We start from the raw sequence: 23131 nt of genomic DNA, 5'->3' as shown, positions 1-23131 counted from the left end.
GAACTGTGCAGGCCGAGGTGTCTTTTGCTGCATGACCATTGCCTTGGTCGCAACGTGCAGTACCGGTCAAGGAGCGATCGCAGACAACAGATCAAACAAAAAACCGCTCCTTCAACGGCACCAGTGCCGCCCCGATAGCCGCCGCATCGCCATTGGTCTCACTCAGCAATAACTGAGGCCGAGGCGGTGGCGCGTTGTAGCGGTGGGCTCCCCAGAAAGCCGTCGCCGCAATCAGGCGTCTGCCCAGCTCTGGCGGCAATTGCCCGCCAAACACCACCGCCTGTGGATCGAACAGGCCCGCCAGCGCGTTAACCAGACGATCCAGGGTTGGTTTGACGCGTGCCAGCCAGGTGTCCACGCCGGGCCAGTCGGGGTCGAAGCGCAGGCGCAGGTCTTCGATTGAGTCCACCTGTATGCCGTTCTGATGCAATTCATCCAGCAGGTAACGCAAGGCCGGACGGTTTATCGACTCTTCGTCGCTGTAGAGGGTGATCTCGCCCGCGTTGCCGTGACTACCGAAATAAGGTTTGCCGTTGATCACCACGCCTGCACCGAAACCAAAGTTGAACGACAGGTAGATGAAGTTGCTGGCCCAGGCCCCCACGCCCACCAGGCTTTCACCGATGGCCGCAGTGGTGGCGTTGTTTTCCAGCCAGACCGGCATGCCGAAGCGCTCTTCGAGTATCGGTTGCAAGTCAATCAATGACCAATCGCGCAGCGGTTCGGGTGCGTTGATCTGGCGGTTCTCAAGAAAAAAACCGGCGATGGCGAAGCCCATACCAATCACTCGTTGCGCCTCGATGCCATTGCGCTGAAGCATGCGTTCGATGGTCTGATCCAGCGAATCCAGCGTGCTGTTACGGCTCAACGGCGGCGTACGCAAGGTGACCTGTTCCAGCACATTGCAGCCCAGATCAGCGACGCAGACCACTGCCGAGTCGGTATTGATCGATACGCCGATGACATACACCGCCTCGTTGACCAGCTCAATGCGCGGGCTGGGCTGACCACGGCCGTTCTTCACTCGCTCGCCGCTACGCAGCAGGCCTCGGCTGATCAGTTCTTCGATCAGGCGGTGCACCGACTGCTGAGCCAGGTCCATCTCGGTCGAAACCGTGGCGCGGGTGATCACGCCTCGACGGCGAAGGATATCCAGCAATTTGCGTTCATTCAGGCTCAGCGGTTGGTGCGCATGAAGTGGCGTATCGAGGTCGAGGGGCATGGAATCTACAAATCAGGGGAGGATTAAAACAGTGGGCGTGTAAAGCAGTGTATCGCCCGCCACTCATTGCACACTTCCATCATGAAAATTTAATAAAAGTCGCGCAGGTCACAAATACTACACACAAGCTGTATTAAATAGCACTGAGTTCTCGTGGGTGTCCTCATGCCTTTCATCAGTAAGACGCTTTCCATGCTGGCACTGCTGCCGCTCGCTGCTCAGGTCTTCGCCGCCCCCGCCGAGTTCTGGTATAGCCACGGCGGCGCGGCCGGAAGTGCCATCGCAGATTTGTGCAGAAGCTTCAATGCGCAGCGTGAGGATGGGGACCGCATGCGCTGTATCCGCCAGGGCAGTTATGAGCAGACGCTGCAGAAGACCGTCGCCGCGTACCGCGCAGGCATAGGCCCGGCGCTGGTCGAAATTTACGATGTGGCTACGCCTGACATGCTGCTGGGCGGTGCCACTCTGCCTGTCGAGGCCATCATGGCCGATCATCAAAGAGCCTATTCCGACGACACTTTTCTGCCAGCCTTGCGGCGCTATTACTCCGATGATCACGGCACTCTGGCGGCCCAGCCTTTTGCGGCGTCCACGGCCTTGCTCTATACGCACCGAAATGCCCTGGCCGCAGCCGGTATCAGCGAGCCACCCGCCACTTGGGAAGCATTTGCTACTGCCTTGCGGGCCTTGAAGAAAAACGGCCACACGTGCCCTGTCGTCAGCGAATTTTCGCCGTGGATCTGGCTGGAGCAGACCAGTGCAGCGCAAGGTACCGAAGTCGCGGTTCGCGCCGCTGGCACGGAGCGCTATCAGTTCGACAAAGGCGCCCACCTGCGGCTGATGAACGATCTGGCGCAATGGACCGCTGAAGGTCTGGTTGTGCACGAGGATTCGACGCGCAGCGGCCAGCAGGCGCTGGCGTTCGCCACCGACGACTGCGCCATGCTGATCGACTCTACCGGTGCCTGGAATATCGTGCACAGCACGCTCAAATCCGATATCGACGTCACAGCACTGCCGATTTACGCCAACACCCAACGCCGTACCAACGCTCCCGGGGGTTCCTCGCTGTGGGTGATGCGTGGGCATGCCGCGCGGGATTACCGGCTGGTCTCGGAGTTTCTGGCGTTCGTACTGCAACCGGATAATCAGTTGGTATTCAGTGCCCGGACCGGCTACCTGCCAGTCACTCAGGCGGCCGCAGCAAGATTGCAATCCGCAGGCAGAGAGCCGTCGGCCGTGATGGTCGGGCTTGCTGCACTTCACGACATCGACGGCCAGCCCTCTGCGCCTTTGCGCTGCGGTTTTATCACGCTGATGCGTCTTATCTGGTCGCAGGAAATGGAAAACGCGCTCGCCGGTCGCCAGAGCGTTGAGCACGCCCTGCGTCAGACAACGCTGCGCGCCAACGAATTGCTCAGCCTGTTTCAGCAGATGCATCAGGCCCAGGCCAGCAACGAGTCAGACGGGGCAACGCCATGAAGCCTCGTGCGCATTTTCCGCAACCGCGCCTGGCGCTGCTGTTTGCCCTGCCCCAATTGCTGGCACTCGGGTTGTTCTTTTATTGGCCTGCAGTCCAGGCAATCTGGTGGTCGTTTCATCTGGTGCCGCCCTTCGGCGGTAACGAAATCTTTGTCGGCCTGAGCAACTATTTGCGGGTATTGAGAGACCCTGGTGTGCTCGCGTCGCTAGGCTCGACGCTGGTGTTCAGCCTGTCGAGCGTTGTGCTTTCGATCCTCATCGCACTGGTGCTTGCGCTGTGCCTTGAACTGAAACTGCGCGGCAACGCAGTGTTTCGCAATCTGCTGATCTGGCCCTACGCCGTATCGGGCGCCACCATCGGCATTGTCTTTCACGTGCTGGCCAATCCGGTGATGGGCATTTTCGCCTGGCTCAACGCGATTGCCCCCGGAACCTGGGCACCCTACGCCAGCCCGATGCAGAGCATGTCGTTGCTGATCGTGGCGTATGCGTGGTGCCTGGTGCCGTTCAACTTCGTGATGTTGGTCGCCAGCTTGAAGTCCGTCCCCGATGACTACCTCGCCGCCGCCGCACTGGATGGGGCAGGCCCGTTGCGACGCATGCTCGACATACAGCTGCCGCTGATTGCGCCCTATCTGCTGTTCGTGTTTGTCATCGACCTGCTGGAAAGCCTGTCGAACAGCTTTGGGCTAGTCGACACCCTTACCCACGGCGGGCCCGGCGATACCACCAATGTGCTGGCCTACAAGATTTACACCGACGGTTTCATGGGCCTGGATCTGGCAGGTTCGTCGACACTGTCAGTGCTCATGTTGCTGGCAGTCGTAGCGCTTAGCATCGCTCAGTTCAAACTCTTGTCCCGCTTCCAGCGCCGTGGGGTGAAAGCATGATCGAGCGTCATCGTTTGCTCGATACGGGCGCTTATCTGCTGCTGACGCTCGGGTTGGTGTTCGCGTTGGGGCCGCTGTACGTCGCAGTCTGCTCGGCAACGGTCAGCAACCCACAACTGTTCGCCCACGGCCTTGCGCTGATACCCGGCGACCAACTGCTGGAGAATCTGCAACAAGTCACCCGACGTCTCGACCTGCTGCGCTTGCTGGGCAATAGCCTGCTGGTCGCCACGCTGGTGGTGATCGGCAAGCTGACACTTTCGGCGCTGACGGCATTTGCCGTGGTGTACTTTCGCAGCCGCTACACCTCGGTGATCTTCTTTGCCGTGCTGGGCGCTCTGCTGCTGCCGCTGGAAGTACGCATCATCCCCACGTATGCGGTGGCCAGCGACCTGCTCGGACCGCTACGCAATCTGTTGCAATGGCTGGGCATCCAGTGGCTGCCGGTGCCGACCATCAACCTGCTCGACAGCTACACAGGGCTCGCCTTGCCGCTGATCGCCTCAGCCACCGGCACCTTTCTGTTCCGGCAGTTTTACCAGACGCTGCCCGCCGAACTGGTCGAGGCCGCACGTATGGACGGTGCCGGGCCCTGGCGTTTTTTTGTCGACATTCTGCTGCCGCTGTCGAAGACCAACTTCGCGGCGCTCGGCACGCTGGTGTTCATCGGCGCGTGGAAAGACTACCTGTGGCCGCTGGTCGCGACCAATCGCGAGGACATGCGCACGCTGGTGCTGGGCGTCGCCAGCTTTCTGCCGACCGATGCAACCCAGGTCCCCGAATGGAACCTGCTGATGGCCGCCGCCGTGGTCAGCATGCTACCCCCCATCCTCGTCATTGCGCTCATGCAGCGATGGTTTGTCAAAGGTCTGATCGGAGTCGGTAAATGAACGCGCTCACCCCTATTGCCTGCGCGCCGGATATCGTCCTCAAGGGCCTGCACAAAACCTATGGCTCTGGGCACATCCTTCACGGGCTCGATCTGGTTTTCAAGGCGGGCGAGCTTAACGTCATCCTCGGCCCGTCCGGGTGTGGCAAGTCTACGTTGCTGCGCATGGTCGCCGGGCTGGAGGACGTCACCCAAGGGCAGATTCTGATGGGTGGCCGCGACGTGACGCGCCTGCCGCCCAAGGAACGTGGCTGCGCCATGGTGTTTCAGAACTACGCGCTCTATCCGCACATGAGCGTCGCCGACAACATCGGTTACGCGCTGAAGCTGGCACGCATCTCACGCAAGGAGCGCGAACAGCGTATTCGCGAGTGTGCCAGTTCGCTGGGGCTGGAGGAGTTGCTGCAACGCAAGCCCGGAGAGCTTTCCGGCGGTCAGCGTCAGCGCGTTGCGATCGGTCGGGCGCTGATCCGCAAACCGCCGGTGCTGCTATTCGATGAACCGCTGTGCAATCTGGACAGCGCGCTGCGCCATGAAATGCGCCTGTTGATTCGTAACCTGCACCAGCAGACCGGGGCGACGATTCTGTATGTCACCCACGATCAGACCGAGGCCATGACCCTGGCCGAGCGTGTGGTGATTCTCAACAAGGGCCATGTCGAGCAGATCGGCACGCCCACCGACATCTACGATCAGCCCGCCAGCACATTTGTCGCCAGCTTCATCGGCACCCCGCCCATGAACCTGCTGCCTGTGCACTGCCTGGACGACAACGTTCTGATCCTGGCCGACGGACAACGCCTGCCCATCAAACTCGGCATTGCCAGCAACCGGACAGGCAAATGGCTGATGGGCCTGCGCCCTGAGACCGTCGCGCTCGGCCAGACAGGCGTCACCGCCACCGTTGAATCTTCGGAAAATCTCGGCAGCCACAGCCTGCTGTATTGCCAGTTGGCCGGAACACGCTGTGTTGTCAGCCTCGCCGAACGGCAGCATCTGATGCCCGGCACCCAGGTTCGAATCGCCATCCATCCCGCGCCCTTGCTGTTCGATATCGAGAGCGGCCAACGCCAGCTCGTTTCCTTCTCCCAAACCACCAAGTGACCCGCCATGCTCAAACCTGCGCCCCTCGTCCGCTCGTCCCTGATTGCCCATCGTGGTGCCAAGGCTTACGTACCGGAAAATACCCTGCTGGCCCTGGAGAAAGCCGCCGAGTGCGGCGCCGAGTGGGTCGAGATCGACGTGAAGCTGACCCGCGATGGCCAGCCTGTCGTGATTCACGACGACTTGCTGGACCGAACCACCAACGGGCGCGGCGCTGTCGTGCTTCACGAACTTGAGGCCATCCGCAAACTGGACGCAGGCAGCTGGTTCGCACCTGAATTCGCGGGCTTGCAGATCCCGACCTTCGAAGAGATCGTGGCATGCGCGCTGCGCCTCAACCTGGGTTTGCAGGTCGAACTCAAACCGACCATTGGCGACGATATCGAGACGGCGGAAGTGGTGATGCCGATCCTCAAAAATCTGTGGCCCGCCGACAACGATCGGTTGTTCGTCTCCAGCTTTTCGGTGCGCTCACTAACGGCCGCGCGACGCTTGTGGAACGATGTACCGCTGGCCATCGCCTGCGTGGTTGCGCCTGCTGACCCGGTCGCTTTGCTGGCCGAATATGACTGCCGAATACTTCACGTACTTGACGACATGCTCGATGACCATCACCTTGTTCGCCTGAAAAGCAGCGGCGTCGAATTCGCCGTGGCTACCATCAACAGCCCGAAGCGTGCGCATTACCTGCTGGAACACGGCGCGCAGTCGATTCTCAGTGATTACCCGGACTTGTTGAACCTGCCGAACGGAGGCTGTCTGCAATGAACAAACGACTCAGCGTCGCCATGCACGCCGTAGAACAGGCCACCGGCCTGGCCATGGCGTATTTCAACGACCGCCACACCCTCGACATCACCACCAAAAGCGCACAAGACCTCGTCTCCCGCGCCGACTTCGAAGTGGAGCAACTGCTCCGTGCAGAGCTGAGCAAACACTTCCCCGACGATGCAATTCTTGGCGAAGAAATGGGCGGCGAATTCATCACCGACGGCTGGGTTATCGACCCTATCGACGGCACCGGCAACTACCTGCGTGGCACACCGCTGTGGGGAATCGCCGTCGCCTACATGTCCGCAGGTGAACCCGAAATCGGCGTCGTCGCCTACCCGGCATTGGGTTACACCCTGGCAGCGCGCACGGGCGATGGCCTGCTGCGCAACGGCATCCCTTTCGTCCGCCCGCAACCGCCAGAGCATTTGCGTATTGCCGGCGTAGGCGAAAACACCCGATGGGACGCTGAAGAGTTGGGACGACTACAACTGACCTTGCGCCAACAAGGCTGGGGCCTGGCAGGCTATCGCTGCGCAACCATCGGCCTGGCGTTCGCCGCGCTGGGGCAAACGGATGGGTACATGGAGAAATTCACCAGCCTGTGGGACATCGCGGCAGGCGCGGTTATTTGTCGAGAAGCTGGATTGCTGTGCACGATTGAAGGCGAGCAGAAGCAAGGATCAATGACCGTGATGGTCGGGCGTGAGGAGTTGATGGGGATCTTTGGTGCGTAATGCGCCGGGCTAGTCGACGCAGTTTTCTGACTGCGTTTGTCCGCTTGCTGGCGTGCCTGCCCTTCGTCAACAGCAGGCTGCTGGCGGCAGAACCCTTTCCCGCATTGCGCCAGCCTGCAGCCGAGAAAGGTATCCGGTTCGGCTTTGCGGTTGATCCGGTGAAGCTGAATGACGATGCGGCCTATCGGCAACTGGTCGCCCGTCAGGCCAGCATCGTAGTGCCAGAAAACGCCTTGAAGTGGCAGACCGTCCACCCCGAACCAGAGCGTTACAACTTCGCGCCCGCCGACGCAATCGCGGCGTTTGCGAAAGCGCATGACCAGCGTATGCGCGGCCACACTTTCTGCTGGTATCGCTCTTTGCCCGACTGGGTTCACCAGACCGTCACCCCGACGAACGCCGAAGCGGTGCTGACGGCGCACATCAGTACCGTCGCCAGCCATTATCGTGGCCTTATCAGCGCATGGGACGTCGTCAACGAAGCCATCCAGCTGGAGGACGGCCAGCCTGACGGGCTGCGCAATTCATTCTGGTATCAGATGCTCGGGCCTCGCTATCTGGACATAGCCTTCAAGGCTGCGCACAAGGCCGACCCGGACGCCCTGCTCTGCTACAACGATTACGGCCTGGAAAAGGATGCCCATTACGGCGAAAGCAAACGCACTGCCGTGCTCGCCCTGCTGCGCGGGCTCAAGCAGCGGGGCATTCCGATACACGGCCTTGGCATTCAGTCCCACCTGCGTGCAGGCGACACATTTGGTCCGGGCCTTTCCCGCTTTATCCTTGCAGTGCGTGATATGGGGTTGTCGATCCACATCACGGAACTGGACGTCGACGACAGCCACTTGACGGGGTCTATCGCAGAACGCGATGGATCAGTTGCAGCGACTTATAAGCGGTATCTCGACGTGGTGCTTGCCACGCGCTCGGTATCTACCGTTATTACGTGGGGTGTATGGGACAGCCCGCATGTTGCAGGCGCCACGGCCAGCAACGGGCCGTTGGCACAAAGGGCATTGGCGTTTGGCCCACGAGGTGAGGTGAAGCCGGCGAGCTGGGTGATCGCGCATTGTTTCGAAAACGCGCAAACACAAAAGGATGCGCGGTTTTAGGCGTACAGCAGCCTTCATGGCAGCAGTACCGCCAGAGCGGTTCAGCGCTTTCTGACGCCTGAAAACGACGAAGCCCCCAATAAACGGGGGCTCCGGTTCTGGACCTGAACAGCAGGTTCCAGCGATATCCTAGAACGGGAAAGGGTAGCTGAGACACCTGATTTAAAATTTTTTCCCTTACGCCTCAAGGGTTTGCTATGAATCTGTTATACCATTTTTGGAGCTAATGTAAAGTATTCAGCAAAAAGTAGGCCAAAATTTTACACGCATATCTGAAACCCGCTCCGCTAACCTCTAGCGTAGCTGAAGTCTCCCACGCTGCATCACCCTTCCCGCTGCGTGGTCAGCCACCAGTGGCCTGTCTTGGATGGCATTGACTCGTGCAGGGCACCTTTACAGCACCCAGCTAAGGGCGGGCCGACAGCAATTTTGACATCACCCTCTGAGCGCTCGGATTCTCGCAGTAAGGTCTACCTCCAGTTGCGCTATCCCTTCGCCATTTCCTAGATATCTAATGTGCCGTAGGTGCGTAATGTCGAATGGAATATCAGCGGGATTTTGAGTGATGATGATTACTTCCTTACCATAGGCGTGAGCAATGCCCATCTCGTAGAAGACGTTGGCATTCTTGCCGGTGCAATCACAAATTACTATGGCAGCTTCATCAATAAGAGCAACAACATCCTGAATAATCGCCGGGTGATCCCATCTGTTGTCAGCGCGACCACTCTCCATTTCATTTGCTGTAGCGGCTCGCTGAATCGCCTTCCAGACCTCGGTGAATCCAGCAAAAGGCATCATCGCTGACAGCAAATCAGGGCGAACGCGCTGAGCGGCAGGCAACTGGAACACTGTAGGCTGACGAACAGGCTGCCTCCACTCGGTGAGCAGCACCTTAAACAGATCAGCATCCTTTATCGCCCAATGACTGTGCTCAAATGGTCCAAATCCCCTACGTGGAATCTGAATCCCCAACGCAGGCGCAAGAGCGATTAGCTCACTCAGAGGGATCGGAGGAATGTCTGGGTCGTAGCGATACTCGACTACAACAGTGCCGCCCTGCACACGCGTGCTAGTGATCTCACCGACACGAGCTACCTGGTGATCAATTTCCTCCCTGGATTGCTCTGGGGAGAAAACAGCAGGCAGCCCTCTCATGAGATCGAAATTGGGGTGTTCCCCATTACGCCACTGCGCTCCCAAAGCTGCGTCGATATAAACACGTCCTAGGGGAACGTCGTCGCGCCTACCACTCCAGCCACCGCTCATAACAAGCAAGTTAAACATAGGCCACTTCCCTATCTAGAAATCATCCATCTAAAAACTAATGTGCTCTATCAAGTCCACAGCACGTCAGGTGCGCCGCCCCTCAACTGCACTTTTTATCGCTTTAATCTCATCATACCAAGTGCCAAATTGATAGATCGATTTGGTAGAGTAGTAATTTCGTACATCATCATGCTCAAGCGGGCTTAGATTGGCGTACAAATCTTTGAGCCTATCGGCTTCTGTCGAAAGCAATGGCACCAGCTTTACAAAGTCTCTAAAGTTTGAGACCTGCAAAGTCCTAATTTTGTACTGATGACGCTGCTCATTAAATACATAGCCGTTGGTGAGCCTTTCCACCAGACGCCTCAACAGTGCAGAAAGCTTGGACTTCTCATCAGGACTGATTTCAACTTGTGGCGTAATGTAACCATCAATTTGAATGCACAGCTCCTCCCATTTGTCTACGTACTCGGATACCGTCGCACAGTCCTCCAGAACCTGCACGGAGAAGGCACCACTTAGGCCTGAGCCATTTAAGGTAGCCTGAAGGTTCGCAAAGAAATCCCAATTGTGTGTCAGGACGATCAGCTGGGACTGCGCATTATCCTTCGCATAGTCGCGCAGGCGCTCACAAAAGTTAGAGATATAGTTGTAATCGAAGCTAGTGACGGGATCATCCAGAATTAGAACTTGGTGCGGTGCGACGCTCGCCTCACACATAAACAGGGCAAGCGCGTGAACCTTTAGCTCACCTTCGCTCAGCACGCGATTCACCAGCTCATCGCCGATCTTCGGAAGGACGATTGCATCGGCCCCTTGGTTCGCCAGGCGAACGCCAATTTGCTCAAGTGAGGCGCCGCAGAGGCGACGATACTCCCCATCCAAGTGCGGTAGAAACGACCCCAAGACGAGTGCTGTGTGCGCTTCCTTCTTTCGTGCGGTCAGCGCGGCCAAGCGTGATGTGAAGTTATAGGACTCCACCACCTGGGCGACGCGAGCGAAGGCAGTCGCATCTTGACATATCGTTTCGATTTGTGGCCGAACGGAGGATGCTGCCTCGTCGATATTCAGCACGCCAATTTCGTTTGTCAGCTTCTTAATTTCCTCGTTAAGAACTTGCAAACCACTCGACGCTAGCATCAAAGCTGAATCCGCCTTGCCATACTCTGCATTTACCGCTTCAACATAAGCACTCAGTTCGGCATAACGAGAATACGCAGCGAGCGCAGCCTGGTCAATAAATGGTGCTTGCAATGAAAGCTTTACTGACTTTATTAGATCTGCTGCTGCACGCAAGAAATCAACATTCAACACTCCAGAATATTGGGAATAATTTATCTCTGCAAAATTTTCGACCAAACCTTTCTTAGCCTGCTCAGACTGCTGCTGAGCATTTAACGCGACTAAGTCGGCTTGAACCGTTGAAATTAAGTGCTTATGGAAAGCCAAGAATAGAGCCTGAGCTTCACGCTCTAGCTTCTGACGGCACAGTGGACAATTATCAGCAGGAACAAATGGACGCAATGCAACAGCGGCAGACAACAGCCGTTGCTGGCCTGCCACATCCAATTCTTTGGAAAATACAGCACCTGCCAGTTCAACGCTTGCAGCCTGTTTTTGCTGGAGTGAGAGCAAAATTTGACTGTAGGCTGGATATGAAAAACCTTTGCATTGCCGAACGAAGTTTTCCAATGATTGCTTGACTTGGCCTAGCAAGCTTTTTTTCAAACTGAGGACTTGTTGACCCTCTGAGCTCGTCGCCCCCTTAAGCTGCTCTAGTCGCGCCTGTTTTTCTGACTTTTGTAGACGCTCGTCTTCACCATAGCTGACAGTTTCTACCCAGGAACGCATATGTTCGCAATTGGTTGCACTCCAGTCCTTAAAAAAACCTGAATTGGTATCTATGACAGCATGGACGCTCAGCTTAATTTCAGAAATCTTTCTGTCAGTATTCTGCCGATACTCCGAAATTTTTGAGTTAGCATATATCTGAAACTGCTTCAAATACTCGCGAACATACTCAAAGCACTCCAATCTGAACGCGCTCAACTCCACCACAGATTCTGGTGATATAGAACTGTTGATGTGTTTATGTGCTACTGCGGAGTCGAAATACTTCAACGCTTGAGCCTGACCACCAAAGCCGTCAAGCTCCGTCCAGTTTTGTGTGGAGTCCCCTCGTAGTTTATAACTAAAGGATGGAAGAACCTTACTGGAAGATCGAACGTTATTTAGGGGTTCTTTTGGCTTCTCAGGGTTAGCTAGAATTTTAAATGCCTGGCATAGGCTTGATTTCCCTGCACCATTCCGACCAAAGACTAAGGTTATACGTTTGGATAAATCCAACCTCAGCGTATTACCCAGTTTTTTGAATCCAGAGAAGTCCGACAGACTCTCCAGATGAAACGGTTGAACCGCGTTGCGTGAATTTACCTTCAGCGCAGGCGGAGTGGCTGCCGCAGGTGCATAGGTTTCTAATCCGCAAAAAAGTCTCCAGAGACGCTCAAGCTCATCAGAGGACAGTCTACCCCCCTCTGAGTTTATCGCGGCTTCACACACGGCGTGAAACCACGCTTCGTTGACCGAATCTCGGTGAGCTAAAAGGTAACCTGTAGCATCACTGTGCGGTGCCATTTTGACCTCCCTTTCTTGATTACCAAATCACTATAGGAGCACATTGCCATTAGCGCTATGGCTCACGGTCTCCCCCATGTGGTGGGATACTGCGCGGCGCAATGGCGATCTGCCGTTAGCCCCTCAACCCCTAGAGCATTTATGGCCGATATGACTTCAAGACACGAGAGAATGAGCGTTCTGAACGAAATGATTGGGATGACCATGCGGCATCTACAGCTGCTGGAGGGCTCCGTCGCCCAGTTTTTTGTGCTCACAGAAAAAGCAGAACAGGGCATGGGGGAAGAGAAAGGAAACGTGCTCCTAGAGAAGGCTCAGCGCGATACGTTCGGGGGAAGCGTTAAAAAGCTAATCGCAGCCAGAAGCTTGCCCGATGATGTCACCGGCAGATTCGAGGCGCTGGTGAAGGAAAGAAATTGGCTGGTACACACCTCCCTGGAAGAAAACCGCAAGGCATCAATCAATGACGGATGTTTCGAAGCGTTCCTTCTGCGGCTGGAAGCAATGGTGAACGAGACCAATGCGCTGATGAGGGAGCTGTTGGTTCGCGCGGAAGCGTTTGTGCTGAGGTGTGCGGGCTGATCAGATTGAAGCCAAAACCGCTGAGATCCTCAAGCTATGGAGAGGGTGATAGAGATCAGCCACTCAGAGATCAGTACACCCTTCAGGTGGCAGCCGATCATGCCACGTAGCCATTAGGCCCTGATCTCGATACATTCGCATCATGGACGACATGGATTTACGATCATGAGAAGGAAAGCTCGCATTCTGATTCTGTGCAAAACATACCCAACGCCCAGCGCTGCGCACTCGGAGACATCGTGCGTCGCAGGCATGGACCAAGACGGCAATCTGGTACGGCTCTATCCGGTCCCTTTTCGCCTGGTCACCGAAGAGCAGAAATTTGCGAAATGGCAGTGGATCGAAGCTTCGATTGAGAAAAGCCCCGGTGATCATCGGCCAGAAAGCCACAAGATAGGGGTTGATACGATCAGGGGACTGGAGACGGTTCCTCCAGAAAAAAATTGGGGCAAACGTCGCGAGATGTTGAACAAGCTGCCGGTCTACGACAGCTTTGAGTCTCTGGATAAGGCTCGCCTTGAGTCTGGTGTCACACTTGGACTGATTCGGCCTGGAAGAATTTTGGGCCTGAATATCAAAAAGGCATCTTCTGAAACCTGGACAGAGGAAGAGCTAGAGAAGCTCGAAAAGCTACAGCGCCAGCCAGGGCTGTTTGACCAAGACGATGTAAAGTCGAGCCTCAAGCGTCTAGAGAAGGTGCCTTTCGATTTTTACTACTCCTATGAGTGTACAGTGGATGGAGCGCCCACAGTTCGCATGCATAAGATTGTGGACTGGGAGGCGAGCCAGCTTTATCGGAATCTAAGGCGAGCCCATGGTGCGAATGGATGGGAGGCGCCTTTCAGGAATAAGCTGGAGACAGAGTTGCCCTCCAAGGATCTGATGCTCCTGATGGGGACAATTCACCGATTTCCCCATCAGTGGCTCATCATCAGCCTGATCTACCCACCTAAGCAACCGCCTGAAGCAGATCAGCAAATGTCTCTATTTTGAGCGGCAAGTGCCGGGTTACAGAGGTCGCATCCAGTTCCTTGACGGCCTCTGCAATCAAGCTCCGGTGGCAGTAATTTGGATCTGCCTCATAGCACACCATGCAGATACGCTGCCCTTTAGCATCAGCGGCCAAGCTGAGCAGAACGTCGTTTAGGGTTCTGACATACGCCCTAAAATCCTGGGCGTACTGCCCCCAATCCCCGTCAACCTTGTAACGGTTACGAATAGGCTTAGGGCAGCCCAACGGCGGGCTGTGCTCGTATGCAATACCGGCATCTGCCAAGCGCTGAGTAAATGCTTTCTTGGAAAAGCCCGGCTTGCGAGACACTGGGTATTCCCGTACGTCCAGTACCTTATCGATCTGCGCGTGTTTGAGATGTGCCAAGAAGGCATCGAAGGTCAGACCTTCGTAGCCTGCTGTGTAGAGAGCCATATGTCGTTTCCCAGATGCGTCCTGCAAAAATCAGCCAAAATAATCCCTTACTATAACACTGCCGTGCAGCTCTACCGTGACAGCCAGATAGGTGGTGGCAGTCTGGAGCAGGCTGATGCATGGTTGACCAGCTCTAAACCGTCACAAAACGCGGTGCATCCAGGAGCAGCGCAAGCGCTGAAGGATCCAGTGGTTGTAGGTGTGTTGTCCCAAGAAAAATGTCCCGCAAAATACGCTCAACTCTAAAGTGCTCACCGCAGCTCGCAGCGTGCTCAGCAAAATCTGGAGCGTTTGGCGAAGGCTATTATGGCCATGTAATAGCCAGCTGCCATCCTGCTGCTTTCGCTGAGTGACGACTTCGCTCATGATGTGTACCTGTCGTGCATAGATAAACAAGGAGGAATCACATGGCCAGTGACGTGAAATGGATCATTAAAAAAGCTGATGGCCAGCTGCTGCAAAGCTTTTCAATTGACCCTAGAGAAATCCGTATTGGATGGTTTTCCCCAGATGCACCAGGGAAAACAAATGAAGGAAAAAAAGGCCCGCTCACTTTGCGGGATGAAACGCGAGCCCTTGCCCTTCTGGCTGCGTTGGCCGCAAATCTTCCTTCGGAATTTCTGCACGCAGAAGTGACTACCACTTCGGTCATGGAAATGCAGGCCTCAAAATGATTACAGAAATTCCCACCAGTGATGATTTCGGTTCGGCTGCCTACGCTCAGTTAGATTTTGCTTGGGACATCGTCATCTCGTTTATGACGACTCTGGATGACGCAGGTCAGTACGTTGAGGTCGAACAAGATGACGAAGTACAGTTCTGGGAAGCAGCCAGGCAGCGGATCCTGACCTCACTAATAATTGCTCAACAGGGCGTCGAGCTGGCCATCAAAGGTAAACTGGTTGCATTCAGCCCATACCTGCTGATTGGGGCTCCGTCAGATTGGCCCAAGGACAAAACCGGCAAAGGGGTTGAGTTCTCGGAATTCAAGACCATTGACGCTCAGGACCTAATTAAGGCTTACAACATGGTGAGCCCTGCTCCCTTCGACCTAAAGTTCGTGGAACTTTTCGAGCGAGTTCGAAAACTTCGAAACTCAGCAATGCATTCCGTGAATGCGAAGCTAAAAATCTCACCAAAAGATGTAATCTTAATTATTCTCGAAACCCACGAGCAACTTTATCCTAGCCAAAGCTGGGTTAAGGCTAGAAGGGAGTTCCTATTTGCAGCACCAGCAGCTCAAGTTTATTTCGACAACGATCACCTTGACGGTATGCTAGTACGTGAATTCTGGGCAGTTTTTAATCTGCTATCCAAGTCTGAGGGAGAACGCTTCTTCAACGTTACTGCGAATGCCCGAAAGTATATTTGCCCGGCTTGCAAATATCATTCTCTAGAGATTGACGGTCCGATACCCCAGTATGCGGTACTACAACCAAATGAACCTGAATCCACGACGCTGTGGTGCTTCGTCTGTAACGATACGCATCTGGTAGATCGGGCTAACTGCTCTGACGCAGAATGCAAAGGCAATGTCATCAGTGAAGAGTACGGTTATTGCTGCACTTGTGGCGAAGACCAATAACTGATTTTTAATTGGGAAATTGCATTCCAGTTGCCCACGCATCGGCATGTCCACTGGAGAGCCATTTGCGTACCCGTCCGGTCAAGCCATCTAGGTAGCCGGGGTGGTGGCGCAGATCGCAGCAGCGATGAGCTGAAAGTGGCAGCTTCTGCAAGCGCACCTTTGACCTGTCTCCTGATCGTTAACGTATTTTATCGTTAACCTTTCACCTCGACGAAAAAATACGTTAACGATGCGCCTCTCTGTCCTGCGACTCGCGGGCTAGAGTCCCACGATGGAAGCCTGCCTGGCCGGTGCGCTTGTTCGATTACAACCATCGAGCAGGATTAGCCCTCGCCGGATCGCCGCTTCTTGAATTGTTCAAAACGATCCCGGTACGAGAACAGGTAGTCGAGAATCGCGTTGGTAAATTCAATAGTGTCTCTCGCGTCTGGCTGGCCGATGGAAACACCCACTCCATGGGCGGCCTCGTTGCCGACAACCCGCAGCGCATCGGACCACTCAAATAGACGCTCGTCGATCAGGCCTACCTCCTTCATTTTCTTTAATGAAAGGCTGAGATTTCTTTCCGTGACACCGTGCTCAGCGCATACTCCTTCAATTGTCTTGCGACACATAATTGCGGATGCTGTGTAGGCTTGAGATCGATAACATGCGCATGCTTCCTCGAAGGCGGCGCGGATCTCTTTTGGAGCATTGGGGTTGACTCTGATATCCGTTTGGGGGAAGACAACGAATGGCGTATCCCATTTATCGCCTTCTGCCATATTTCCGATATTTGTCTGTCGGACCAGTATGGGAGACTTGCAGGCAGTGCACGCCAGGAGCGTATAGCGGCAAGAGGGCTCCTTGCCCTCAAAGGGACGCCAATATCCACCAGTTGCTTCCGCCTCGACGTATTGTCGACATTCCGCGCATTGAATGATCATCAGTTTTGGCTACATCCTTTCGAATCTGAGTACACGTCCCTATCCCCTGCACTGATGCCTGTCAGCTGACACATCTCTCGGCCTTGCTTTGTGATGACGAAGCAGTGACCGAGAGCGGCTAGAGCCATGAGCCTCCGGAGCCGACGCCGGGCCTGGCTAAGAGGGAAAGTAGTCCGCATCTTTGTTCACCAAGAGATGATGGTTGTATCCCCAACGGCTGCCGCCCCCCACCCGCTGGCCTGTTCCGCGTAGCGGTTTCCGAGTGCTGAAACCGCGCCCTGCAATCTATAACCTGTAAGTGGTATGGGCGCTAGGCTATGCAGTTTTAACAGAAACGACTTCGACAAAACGGTATTTCTTGCGTGCGGCTTTCACTGCTTCCTGATCCGCAAGGAGCGTGCTCAGCGTATTGGCATCGTGTAAAAGCTCGTATGTTTGCCCTTCGTACTCATTTCCGACACGCAGAGTGACTCGCAGCCTTGGAGCGACGGGTCTTGGGGCTTTTGCCTTGGCCTTGGCCTGAACTGGAAGGTCGATACCGGCATCCATGGCAGGCAGCGCATCGGGCTTCGTGAGCGCATCGGCGTTACCGAAAAGCGCCCGACGCATCTCCTCTTCTAAATCATTCATGGTGCATCCCAATGAGCAGTCTACGGCTGATCCGATTCTACCAGTCTTGCTCATCACCCAAGGCGGGGATTTTGTCCGCTATGACGGTTTTGCGGTGCCACTGAGCGGTTCCCGTGCCGAGACGCAAGGCGTGGTGTTGTGCTATCAACTCCGCACAGTTGATCTTGAGGCCCATGGGGGCAAGCGTGTAGAGGCGGTCCCCGAAATGGTGATGAACGATGTACTGGCCCGCATTCAAGTGTTGATTGAGTAATGAAAACGCCGCCGATCTACGGCCCGTCATGTGAGGGCCTTGCCGATAGGAAAAGTTGTGGAGCGTAGAAATGGATGAAGAGGTAGTAGAGTTTTTGCGGGCTCAGCAGGCGGAGTATGAGGAACGTACCTATTTCCTCACCCACTCGCTAGGTGCTGAGAATCATTGGCTGTTTGCCCAAGCCTATGAAGCAATGACGCAAGGTCTGTACTTGCCAGCTTGCACAGGCTTTATCACGGGAATCGAGGCATCGATACGCAACACGATGGCGCAAATCAAAAAACCGAATCGTGTAGAAAATGTCGATGACGTTTCGACCCTAAGCAATGGTTTACTGCGAGCGGCACGGGCCCAGGGTTTACCAGTAGAATGTCTCATTTTTCCAGGCGAGGAGCACTTTGAAGCCAATCTCCAGACGAAGACCCATGTAGAAATTGTCAGAATTCGTCACAACCTGTGCCATGGAAACATTCTTGAATACGTGAACACTGAGTTGGGCGAGGGCAACGCATTCTTCACGCCAGAATGTTGCCGCGACCTAGCCCACATGCTCTACGCGATCTCGCGCAATTGGGCTGCGGGCCTTGGTCAGTTTAGAAAGCAGCTTTTTAGCCCAGCTTGACCAGAGAAAAGAGGCGCCATGACGATTTCACCACCCATCACTGAGCCAGTCGCTCAATTCGTTTGGCACTGTGTTGAAGGGCGAGTCTGGCCGATCACACTGATCGTGGGCAGCAACTGGGTTACAGCTACTGACCCACACACCTACGTGGTCAACGCGGACGAGCTAGCTACTTATGAACAAGTCCAAGCGATGCTGATAGAGGCTGGTGGCGTAGGGCAATGGCACCCAAGCGAATAGAAAGGGACAAATCTTGAACGCAATCAGAACAGAGCTTGAGGGAGTAGCGGTCGCGTGCCGAGCTGGGCTTATCAGCCTCGTTGATTCAAAAGGCTCAACCTTTAACGGATTTCCAAAAGGCGCGTGCGGAGTCGCTTCTGACATTTTGGGGCGAATAATTTGGGAAACGCTGCAATATGAGGGGGAGTACGTATGCGGTACACGTCACCCGAAGCTGAAAGGAGCGAGCCACGCATGGTTTGAGGTTGGCGGTTACATCATCGACGTTACACATGATCAGTTCCAAGCTACTGGACTATCCGGCTGGGTTTTCGAGGTTAACGATGGCTGGCATGCGCAGTTTCGATCCCTGGAGCGGCGTCAGGGATTTTGCAAACCATCCGGGTGGCCTGCGTACCCATCGGATGGCAACGAGGCTTCCCGGGAAGAAGCCAAGAAATTAGGCCTGATCTTTCAGCCGGATTGAATAGGAAAACGACTAGGCACACCCCAGGGCCCGGCCAAACCCGGGCCGAGGACGTAGCTAAGGGTGCGATTTTCGCGTACAGAAACGAGCAGGGAACGCCTCATCAAATGGACATTACCAACGCCGCTGGCGAACAGAAGCAGAGATTGTACGAACGCCTCTACGTCGCCGCAGAGGATCTGGGTCATGCGCGCCAATATGCCCAACATCTGCTAAAAAAAGGCTGGCACTCAGCACCTTGGCAGCGTCGGGGCTCTATCTATATGCAGCAATCCGCGTTTGTTACAGCGCTCGTTGTTAGCTACGCCAGAGCATTCACCAAAAGCTACGGATGGCAAATGCTTCCAGAAGGTACTTTGCCTGAAGATGAAGGCGCAATAGCTCTGCATAAGCGGTTGATGGACCTTCGCCACGAGGTATACGCACATTCGGACAGCAAGCATCATAAAGTTCAACCATGGCGCATTTATTCTGAAGCGCTAACAGACATACGCGGTGCACCATTTTTGCGTTTTACGGAGGATGAATGTGAGCAGATAACCCAATTGATCGACGAAATTCTGAAACGGCTCTTGCCGAGGATAATCACCATGAGAGCCGAAATCGCTGATGCATAGGAAAAGTCTCATGACACTCATGAAACAAACCTTGATTGGCTTGACGCTAGCTCTCGCGCTCGTGGGTTGCTCTGATCCCGAAGCAACCGTGAGTAGCTCCAGTAAGTACGTCGGCGTCTGGAGCAATGAGCGTAGCGGAGGCGGATTGAAGCTAGTTATCGATCAGGATGGCAATCACTTCACCGTCAAGGAGCTTTATGCAAAAAACAACGCGGTACTTGGGATAAGTGTCGGAGAGGTCGAAGACGGCTTCTTGAAAGCGAAGACTGGAATTGGTTTAAAAATTTTCTATTCAGCGAAAGATGACGCTCTGATCATCGAGCCTTCAATCACGATGTTCAACCGTCTACCATAATAACGGAAGTCACGTACCGCCCAAGCCAAGTCCTCGCACTGGGACGAGAACGTAGAAAACCATGCCTTCACTCCCCCATGATTGAGCAGGACAAGAACATGGCGACACAAAAAGTTGATGACCAGCACAATGTAACCATCAGACCAGTCGACAAAGTTGCTCCAGGGCATTACCAGTGTGAAGCCATTATTGGCCTAACGGATGGATCACTGACGAATTCACGCTTCATGGGAACAGGCTCGACAGCAGCGCAGGCTGAGCGGGATGCAATGAGCCAAGCAACATCGGCTATCCATGCTGGAAAAGTCCAGTATCGGATACCTCGCACAGGCGCCTAGGAAAACCGCCGCGAGTGCAGCGCTGACGTTGGGAGTAACTCGCAAACCGGCTTCGCCGAAAGATGCCAGTGGGGGTTACAGTGGCTGCTCTGCCTCGATAGATCTGTATATCGTCGAGCGATGAACCCCAAAAAGTTTGGCTACTTCCGCGATTGGTTTGCCTGCATCACAAAGCTCCCGAGCATGAGCGATCTGCGATGACGTGAGCGCCGGTTTCGGCTCGAAACGAACACCGCGAGCTTTAGCTGCTTGTCGTCCCTGACTGGTTCGCTCGACGATAAGTGACCTTTCAAAGTCTGCGATGCCAGCGAAGACGGTGAGGATCATTCTCCCCGCAGGAGTGGTGGTGTCGGCCCAGGGCTCTGCAACTGATCGCAGGCCCGCCCCTCGCTCACGTAGTAGCTCTGCAATTTGGAGAAGATCGGCAGTGGAGCGAGCAAGGCGATCAAGGCAAGTTACAAGAAGTACGTCACCTTCACGTAGGTGATCCAGCATCCGGGAAAGCTCGGGGCGCTCCCGTTTAGCCCCACTGATTTTTTCTTCAAAAATTCTAATGCACCCCTGCTCTGAGAGTTGGGCGGACTGCTGGTCAAGACTTTGCGTCACCGTGGATACTCTTGCATATCCTATCAAGTGGTTCATGAATAATACTGCGCAAGTTATGCCTCTAGCTTACCATACAATGCAACAATGTTATGCAACACCAAAAGAATCACCCAAAACAAAAAAATATGTCGCACAAGTATGAAGATGCGCAACATTTTCAACCCCTCACCAAATCAGCGCCTCAGACAATAAATCTCAGTATCTACTCACACATTTTTTGTGCGCCACACTATATTCCAAGACTTGATCAGTAATTTAAACTCTCCGACATCACTCAGAAGAGCGCGCTGGAAAATTAGCATCTGGGGCGTGTATACTCGGATAGACTTCACAACCGAGTCATACTAGCGAATAAAGGATTTAAATATGGCTTTTGACAACCAGACAAGGATCACAGCAATTCTAAGATGCGGCGGGGTATGTCCAAACCCATCTTGCAATAAATATTTACTAGGTCCAACCCAAAGCGATACGTCCCATGCAAGTATCGTCGAAGGGGCTCATATAATATCAAATCGCGTCAACGGCCCTCGCTATGCCATCATTGATAGCTATGACCATCTAGAAAACTGCATACCTCTTTGCAACAACTGCCACTTTGAGGTTGATCATGGCCAGAATGCATTTCACTACACAGCCATAATGCTTAGAAAATGGAGGGATGATGCTGAACAAATGGCACACTTAAGAAAAGGCACGCCAGTTCAAGTCCCGTACTACGACCCAGACAAAGCGCAAAAAATAAAGACAGACTTTAACATCAAGCTCGGCGAAATACTTGATGCGATGTGGAATGACAACTTTGCAAATACAGACGTAATTACCAGCAAGGGCATTCTAGGCATCGCTTATGGTAGCAGAGGCTTCAACTCTGGCGGCTGGAGCCATCATGCACCCACTCGTTCTCCAGATAACCGAATTGCATTTCTTCAAGACGACCTTGTCAATGCAATGCGCTATGTGATGGAAGTCTACCGAAAACGGCAATGGGGCTCATACACTTGGATTGGGGTTTACGACGTCGAGAGCTTTAAAGAAAGCCGATTTGAAAGCTCACACGGCCAGCAAGCCGACATGATATATCGAACCGAATTCGCAAACGCCTTAGAACGCTTCAAACACCTGGCCTATCAATTTATAAATCTTAATTAGCCAGCAACATATCTGGATGGGCAAACATTCAAAAAATATTTCACCACTTACGAAAAGCATAAGGTAATTTAGCTATCACCCTATCCCGGGTGGTAGCCGATTACTGCGCAAAGGCAGTAAAAGCAAGCATTTCAACACGAGCGTAGGCGGGTTGCAGAAGAAGGATAAAACTCCCACCGGATCGAAAAAGCACACCTGAATATAGCTGAAACCTGAAGCTTTGCGAAAAACTATACACCCCAACAACTCCCACTACTCCCTGCAGGAATATTAGAGAGGAATTTATATGTAATATTTCCCCGTCGACCTCAACGCCTGAAGCCGTTTGCCGATGCGATTACGCACATCGTTGAAGCGAACGAGATTCTCAGGAATGTCCCCAACCAAAAAATACCTATTGAAGTACTTATTGAGAAAATAATGCCTATTCCTTTTAGAAAATATGCGCTTTATATAGCCTTTACTCCACCTCAGCTGCTTTGCTTTCGCATACCGAAAATATCTTTTCATTCGCACGTCGCCAGCACGAATTGAACAATGCTGCTCAATGTAACCTACAACCAAGCGTTCAAACCATTCTTCCGCAACAGTGCAAACCCACCCTCCGTGGTTCAGCTTGTATTTTAATAATGATTTAAATGCCAGGGATACGCTTCTGCTAACCAAAAGATTGCTGTAAAACTCCCTAAACGCCTCCATTATCTCATACTCGTAAACTTTCGACGAAGGAGCAACCAAGCACCAGCATGGCGCGCGCTCAATAGCTCCCATTTTTTCAACAAAATAAAAACCAAAACAAGCAGAAAAAACGGCCATCAAATTAAAGCGCGTAGCAATATTTAATTTTACTAAAACCTCAGCAATTAGCTCCCAACTCAGGTCACTACCGTCACTGAAATCCAAACCGCTATTCGGATCACCATGACACTCTACATGGAGCAAGGGAATTGTGCCCGCATAGGCTTCGGCAACCAAGCTTTCGATTAGCGAAAGAAAATCAGAACCACTGCCACAATTAATCAACTGAATGGGCAAGTCAATATTTTCTACATCACAGATACTGGAAAGATAGCTGAGAAGGACATCCCCTGTTAAGGTATCCGCACCACCTAAAGACTGAACTATAACTATTTTATCAAAAGAGAAGCCAGAACTCATAAGACACCTTCCGAAACCAACACTAATAAAGATCCATTTAGCAAATAAATCTTATTGAAATA

General features: G+C 53.8%; 26 protein-coding genes. 17 read left to right on the top strand and 9 right to left on the bottom strand.

Translation table 11 applies throughout. The annotated features are described in order from the left end of the window. Window positions 1–91: 91 nt before the first annotated feature. Entirely contained in the window at window positions 92–1222 is a 1131-nt protein-coding gene (locus RYC17_RS08495) for an ROK family transcriptional regulator (protein WP_316902740.1), read from the bottom strand. Window positions 1223–1387: 165 nt separating this feature from the next. On the opposite strand from RYC17_RS08495, the gene RYC17_RS08490 reads away from it, so the two are divergent. From RYC17_RS08490 to RYC17_RS08460, 7 genes are read left to right on the top strand one after another with little or no spacing between them, the layout of a single operon-like run. Beyond that, window positions 1388–2704, top strand: a complete 1317-nt coding sequence (locus RYC17_RS08490; RefSeq protein ID WP_316902739.1) for an extracellular solute-binding protein — start codon at window positions 1388–1390, stop codon at window positions 2702–2704. After that, window positions 2701–3594 (top strand): sugar ABC transporter permease, encoded by an 894-nt coding sequence (locus tag RYC17_RS08485; RefSeq protein WP_316888223.1) that lies wholly within the window; start codon window positions 2701–2703, stop codon window positions 3592–3594. Before RYC17_RS08490 ends, RYC17_RS08485 begins: the two co-directional genes overlap by 4 nt. After that, window positions 3591–4484: an ABC transporter permease subunit gene (locus RYC17_RS08480; protein WP_002555449.1), complete on the top strand. Its 894-nt coding sequence runs from the start codon at window positions 3591–3593 to the stop codon at window positions 4482–4484. Before RYC17_RS08485 ends, RYC17_RS08480 begins: the two co-directional genes overlap by 4 nt. Then, a complete protein-coding gene (locus tag RYC17_RS08475) occupies window positions 4481–5587 on the top strand; it encodes an ABC transporter ATP-binding protein (protein ID WP_230016936.1) in 1107 nt (368 codons plus the stop codon). The genes RYC17_RS08480 and RYC17_RS08475 overlap by 4 nt, the downstream gene beginning before the upstream one ends. 6 nt (window positions 5588–5593) lie before the next feature. After that, window positions 5594–6355, top strand: coding sequence for a glycerophosphoryl diester phosphodiesterase (locus RYC17_RS08470; protein ID WP_122259611.1), 762 nt, complete (start codon window positions 5594–5596; stop codon window positions 6353–6355). Next, on the top strand, window positions 6352–7095 hold the full coding sequence (locus tag RYC17_RS08465) for an inositol monophosphatase family protein (protein ID WP_058408621.1): 744 nt from the start codon (window positions 6352–6354) through the stop codon (window positions 7093–7095). Before RYC17_RS08470 ends, RYC17_RS08465 begins: the two co-directional genes overlap by 4 nt. Continuing rightward, on the top strand, window positions 7095–8207 hold the full coding sequence (locus RYC17_RS08460; RefSeq protein WP_316902738.1) for an endo-1,4-beta-xylanase: 1113 nt from the start codon (window positions 7095–7097) through the stop codon (window positions 8205–8207). The genes RYC17_RS08465 and RYC17_RS08460 overlap by 1 nt, the downstream gene beginning before the upstream one ends. A gap of 435 nt (window positions 8208–8642) precedes the next feature. Here the strand turns inward: RYC17_RS08460 and RYC17_RS08455 are convergent, their stop codons facing one another. Together RYC17_RS08455 and RYC17_RS08450 are read right to left on the bottom strand one after the other, a co-directional pair. After that, a complete protein-coding gene (locus RYC17_RS08455; RefSeq protein ID WP_316902737.1) occupies window positions 8643–9494 on the bottom strand; it encodes a hypothetical protein in 852 nt (283 codons plus the stop codon). 66 nt (window positions 9495–9560) lie between these two features. Further along, entirely contained in the window at window positions 9561–12110 is a 2550-nt protein-coding gene (locus RYC17_RS08450) for an AAA family ATPase (protein ID WP_316902736.1), read from the bottom strand. A gap of 171 nt (window positions 12111–12281) precedes the next feature. Between RYC17_RS08450 and RYC17_RS08445 the strand changes: the two genes are divergently transcribed. Then, window positions 12282–12692 carry a hypothetical protein gene (locus RYC17_RS08445; RefSeq protein WP_316902735.1) on the top strand — a complete coding sequence of 137 codons (411 nt, stop codon included), beginning with the start codon at window positions 12282–12284 and terminating at the stop codon, window positions 12690–12692. Between the two features lie 252 nt (window positions 12693–12944). Beyond that, the gene (locus RYC17_RS08440; RefSeq protein WP_316902734.1) at window positions 12945–13685 is read left to right on the top strand and encodes a hypothetical protein; all 741 of its coding nucleotides are present in this window, start codon (window positions 12945–12947) and stop codon (window positions 13683–13685) included. On the opposite strand, the gene RYC17_RS08435 is transcribed toward RYC17_RS08440, so the two are convergent. Continuing rightward, complete coding sequence (locus tag RYC17_RS08435; RefSeq protein WP_316902733.1) at window positions 13642–14118, bottom strand: DUF488 domain-containing protein; 477 nt, start codon at window positions 14116–14118, stop codon at window positions 13642–13644. The genes RYC17_RS08440 and RYC17_RS08435 overlap by 44 nt on opposite strands. A 141-nt stretch (window positions 14119–14259) precedes the next feature. After that, a complete protein-coding gene (locus tag RYC17_RS08430) occupies window positions 14260–14484 on the bottom strand; it encodes a hypothetical protein (protein WP_316902732.1) in 225 nt (74 codons plus the stop codon). A gap of 41 nt (window positions 14485–14525) precedes the next feature. On the opposite strand from RYC17_RS08430, the gene RYC17_RS08425 reads away from it, so the two are divergent. Then, window positions 14526–14792 (top strand): hypothetical protein, encoded by a 267-nt coding sequence (locus tag RYC17_RS08425; RefSeq protein WP_316902731.1) that lies wholly within the window; start codon window positions 14526–14528, stop codon window positions 14790–14792. Continuing rightward, window positions 14789–15703, top strand: coding sequence for a hypothetical protein (locus RYC17_RS08420; protein WP_316902730.1), 915 nt, complete (start codon window positions 14789–14791; stop codon window positions 15701–15703). Before RYC17_RS08425 ends, RYC17_RS08420 begins: the two co-directional genes overlap by 4 nt. 326 nt (window positions 15704–16029) lie before the next feature. Here the strand turns inward: RYC17_RS08420 and RYC17_RS08415 are convergent, their stop codons facing one another. Then, window positions 16030–16632, bottom strand: coding sequence for a DUF4145 domain-containing protein (locus tag RYC17_RS08415; RefSeq protein WP_316902728.1), 603 nt, complete (start codon window positions 16630–16632; stop codon window positions 16030–16032). A 315-nt stretch (window positions 16633–16947) separates the two neighbouring features. Then, window positions 16948–17262 carry a hypothetical protein gene (locus RYC17_RS08410; RefSeq protein WP_316902727.1) on the bottom strand — a complete coding sequence of 105 codons (315 nt, stop codon included), beginning with the start codon at window positions 17260–17262 and terminating at the stop codon, window positions 16948–16950. Between RYC17_RS08410 and RYC17_RS08405 the strand changes: the two genes are divergently transcribed. The 5 genes from RYC17_RS08405 (at window position 17261) to RYC17_RS08385 (ending at window position 19815) form a co-directional block, all read left to right on the top strand. Next, the gene (locus RYC17_RS08405) at window positions 17261–17515 is read left to right on the top strand and encodes a type II toxin-antitoxin system PemK/MazF family toxin (protein WP_316902725.1); all 255 of its coding nucleotides are present in this window, start codon (window positions 17261–17263) and stop codon (window positions 17513–17515) included. The two genes, RYC17_RS08410 and RYC17_RS08405, sit on opposite strands and share 2 nt — an antisense overlap. 70 nt (window positions 17516–17585) lie before the next feature. Then, window positions 17586–18137, top strand: a complete 552-nt coding sequence (locus RYC17_RS08400) for a hypothetical protein (RefSeq protein WP_316902724.1) — start codon at window positions 17586–17588, stop codon at window positions 18135–18137. Window positions 18138–18390: 253 nt separating this feature from the next. Beyond that, on the top strand, window positions 18391–18843 hold the full coding sequence (locus RYC17_RS08395) for a hypothetical protein (protein ID WP_316902723.1): 453 nt from the start codon (window positions 18391–18393) through the stop codon (window positions 18841–18843). Window positions 18844–18950: 107 nt separating this feature from the next. Next, the gene (locus RYC17_RS08390) at window positions 18951–19460 is read left to right on the top strand and encodes a hypothetical protein (protein WP_316902722.1); all 510 of its coding nucleotides are present in this window, start codon (window positions 18951–18953) and stop codon (window positions 19458–19460) included. 10 nt (window positions 19461–19470) lie between these two features. After that, window positions 19471–19815, top strand: coding sequence for a hypothetical protein (locus RYC17_RS08385; RefSeq protein WP_316902721.1), 345 nt, complete (start codon window positions 19471–19473; stop codon window positions 19813–19815). 413 nt (window positions 19816–20228) lie between these two features. Here RYC17_RS08385 and RYC17_RS08380 read toward each other — a convergent pair whose 3' ends face one another. Then, window positions 20229–20795: a recombinase family protein gene (locus RYC17_RS08380; RefSeq protein WP_316902720.1), complete on the bottom strand. Its 567-nt coding sequence runs from the start codon at window positions 20793–20795 to the stop codon at window positions 20229–20231. A 330-nt stretch (window positions 20796–21125) separates the two neighbouring features. Here RYC17_RS08380 and RYC17_RS08375 point away from each other — a divergent pair, with 330 nt between their 5' ends. Beyond that, window positions 21126–21911: a hypothetical protein gene (locus tag RYC17_RS08375; RefSeq protein WP_316902719.1), complete on the top strand. Its 786-nt coding sequence runs from the start codon at window positions 21126–21128 to the stop codon at window positions 21909–21911. Window positions 21912–22193: 282 nt separating this feature from the next. On the opposite strand, the gene RYC17_RS08370 is transcribed toward RYC17_RS08375, so the two are convergent. Further along, entirely contained in the window at window positions 22194–23069 is an 876-nt protein-coding gene (locus RYC17_RS08370) for a hypothetical protein (protein WP_316902718.1), read from the bottom strand. Between the last annotated feature and the right edge of the window lie 62 nt (window positions 23070–23131).

The organism is Pseudomonas syringae group sp. J248-6 (assembly GCF_032586995.1).
In the GTDB taxonomy this organism is placed as follows: Bacteria; Pseudomonadota; Gammaproteobacteria; order Pseudomonadales; family Pseudomonadaceae; genus Aquipseudomonas; species Aquipseudomonas amygdali.
The sequence above is the reverse complement of the archived record's forward strand: the minus strand, read 5'-3'. Positions and strand labels throughout refer to the sequence as shown.

Excerpts from the sequence above, each read along its gene's own strand:
- RYC17_RS08420 (WP_316902730.1), top strand. The coding sequence starts at position 14,789 with ATGATTACAGAAATTCCCACCAGTGATGATTTCGGTTCGGCTGCCTAC.
- RYC17_RS08415 (WP_316902728.1), bottom strand. The coding sequence starts at position 16,632 with ATGATCATTCAATGCGCGGAATGTCGACAATACGTCGAGGCGGAAGCA.
- RYC17_RS08435 (WP_316902733.1), bottom strand. The coding sequence starts at position 14,118 with ATGGCTCTCTACACAGCAGGCTACGAAGGTCTGACCTTCGATGCCTTC.
- RYC17_RS08490 (WP_316902739.1), top strand. The coding sequence starts at position 1,388 with ATGCCTTTCATCAGTAAGACGCTTTCCATGCTGGCACTGCTGCCGCTC.
- RYC17_RS08430 (WP_316902732.1), bottom strand. The coding sequence starts at position 14,484 with ATGAGCGAAGTCGTCACTCAGCGAAAGCAGCAGGATGGCAGCTGGCTA.
- RYC17_RS08495 (WP_316902740.1), bottom strand. The coding sequence starts at position 1,222 with ATGCCCCTCGACCTCGATACGCCACTTCATGCGCACCAACCGCTGAGC.
- RYC17_RS08440 (WP_316902734.1), top strand. The coding sequence starts at position 12,945 with ATGGACCAAGACGGCAATCTGGTACGGCTCTATCCGGTCCCTTTTCGC.
- RYC17_RS08475 (WP_230016936.1), top strand. The coding sequence starts at position 4,481 with ATGAACGCGCTCACCCCTATTGCCTGCGCGCCGGATATCGTCCTCAAG.
- RYC17_RS08480 (WP_002555449.1), top strand. The coding sequence starts at position 3,591 with ATGATCGAGCGTCATCGTTTGCTCGATACGGGCGCTTATCTGCTGCTG.
- RYC17_RS08380 (WP_316902720.1), bottom strand. The coding sequence starts at position 20,795 with ATGAACCACTTGATAGGATATGCAAGAGTATCCACGGTGACGCAAAGT.
- RYC17_RS08445 (WP_316902735.1), top strand. The coding sequence starts at position 12,282 with ATGAGCGTTCTGAACGAAATGATTGGGATGACCATGCGGCATCTACAG.
- RYC17_RS08465 (WP_058408621.1), top strand. The coding sequence starts at position 6,352 with ATGAACAAACGACTCAGCGTCGCCATGCACGCCGTAGAACAGGCCACC.
- RYC17_RS08405 (WP_316902725.1), top strand. The coding sequence starts at position 17,261 with ATGGTGCATCCCAATGAGCAGTCTACGGCTGATCCGATTCTACCAGTC.
- RYC17_RS08425 (WP_316902731.1), top strand. The coding sequence starts at position 14,526 with ATGGCCAGTGACGTGAAATGGATCATTAAAAAAGCTGATGGCCAGCTG.
- RYC17_RS08455 (WP_316902737.1), bottom strand. The coding sequence starts at position 9,494 with ATGTTTAACTTGCTTGTTATGAGCGGTGGCTGGAGTGGTAGGCGCGAC.
- RYC17_RS08390 (WP_316902722.1), top strand. The coding sequence starts at position 18,951 with ATGGACATTACCAACGCCGCTGGCGAACAGAAGCAGAGATTGTACGAA.
- RYC17_RS08385 (WP_316902721.1), top strand. The coding sequence starts at position 19,471 with ATGACACTCATGAAACAAACCTTGATTGGCTTGACGCTAGCTCTCGCG.
- RYC17_RS08410 (WP_316902727.1), bottom strand. The coding sequence starts at position 17,262 with ATGAATGATTTAGAAGAGGAGATGCGTCGGGCGCTTTTCGGTAACGCC.
- RYC17_RS08375 (WP_316902719.1), top strand. The coding sequence starts at position 21,126 with ATGGCTTTTGACAACCAGACAAGGATCACAGCAATTCTAAGATGCGGC.
- RYC17_RS08450 (WP_316902736.1), bottom strand. The coding sequence starts at position 12,110 with ATGGCACCGCACAGTGATGCTACAGGTTACCTTTTAGCTCACCGAGAT.
- RYC17_RS08485 (WP_316888223.1), top strand. The coding sequence starts at position 2,701 with ATGAAGCCTCGTGCGCATTTTCCGCAACCGCGCCTGGCGCTGCTGTTT.
- RYC17_RS08370 (WP_316902718.1), bottom strand. The coding sequence starts at position 23,069 with ATGAGTTCTGGCTTCTCTTTTGATAAAATAGTTATAGTTCAGTCTTTA.
- RYC17_RS08470 (WP_122259611.1), top strand. The coding sequence starts at position 5,594 with ATGCTCAAACCTGCGCCCCTCGTCCGCTCGTCCCTGATTGCCCATCGT.
- RYC17_RS08400 (WP_316902724.1), top strand. The coding sequence starts at position 17,586 with ATGGATGAAGAGGTAGTAGAGTTTTTGCGGGCTCAGCAGGCGGAGTAT.
- RYC17_RS08460 (WP_316902738.1), top strand. The coding sequence starts at position 7,095 with ATGCGCCGGGCTAGTCGACGCAGTTTTCTGACTGCGTTTGTCCGCTTG.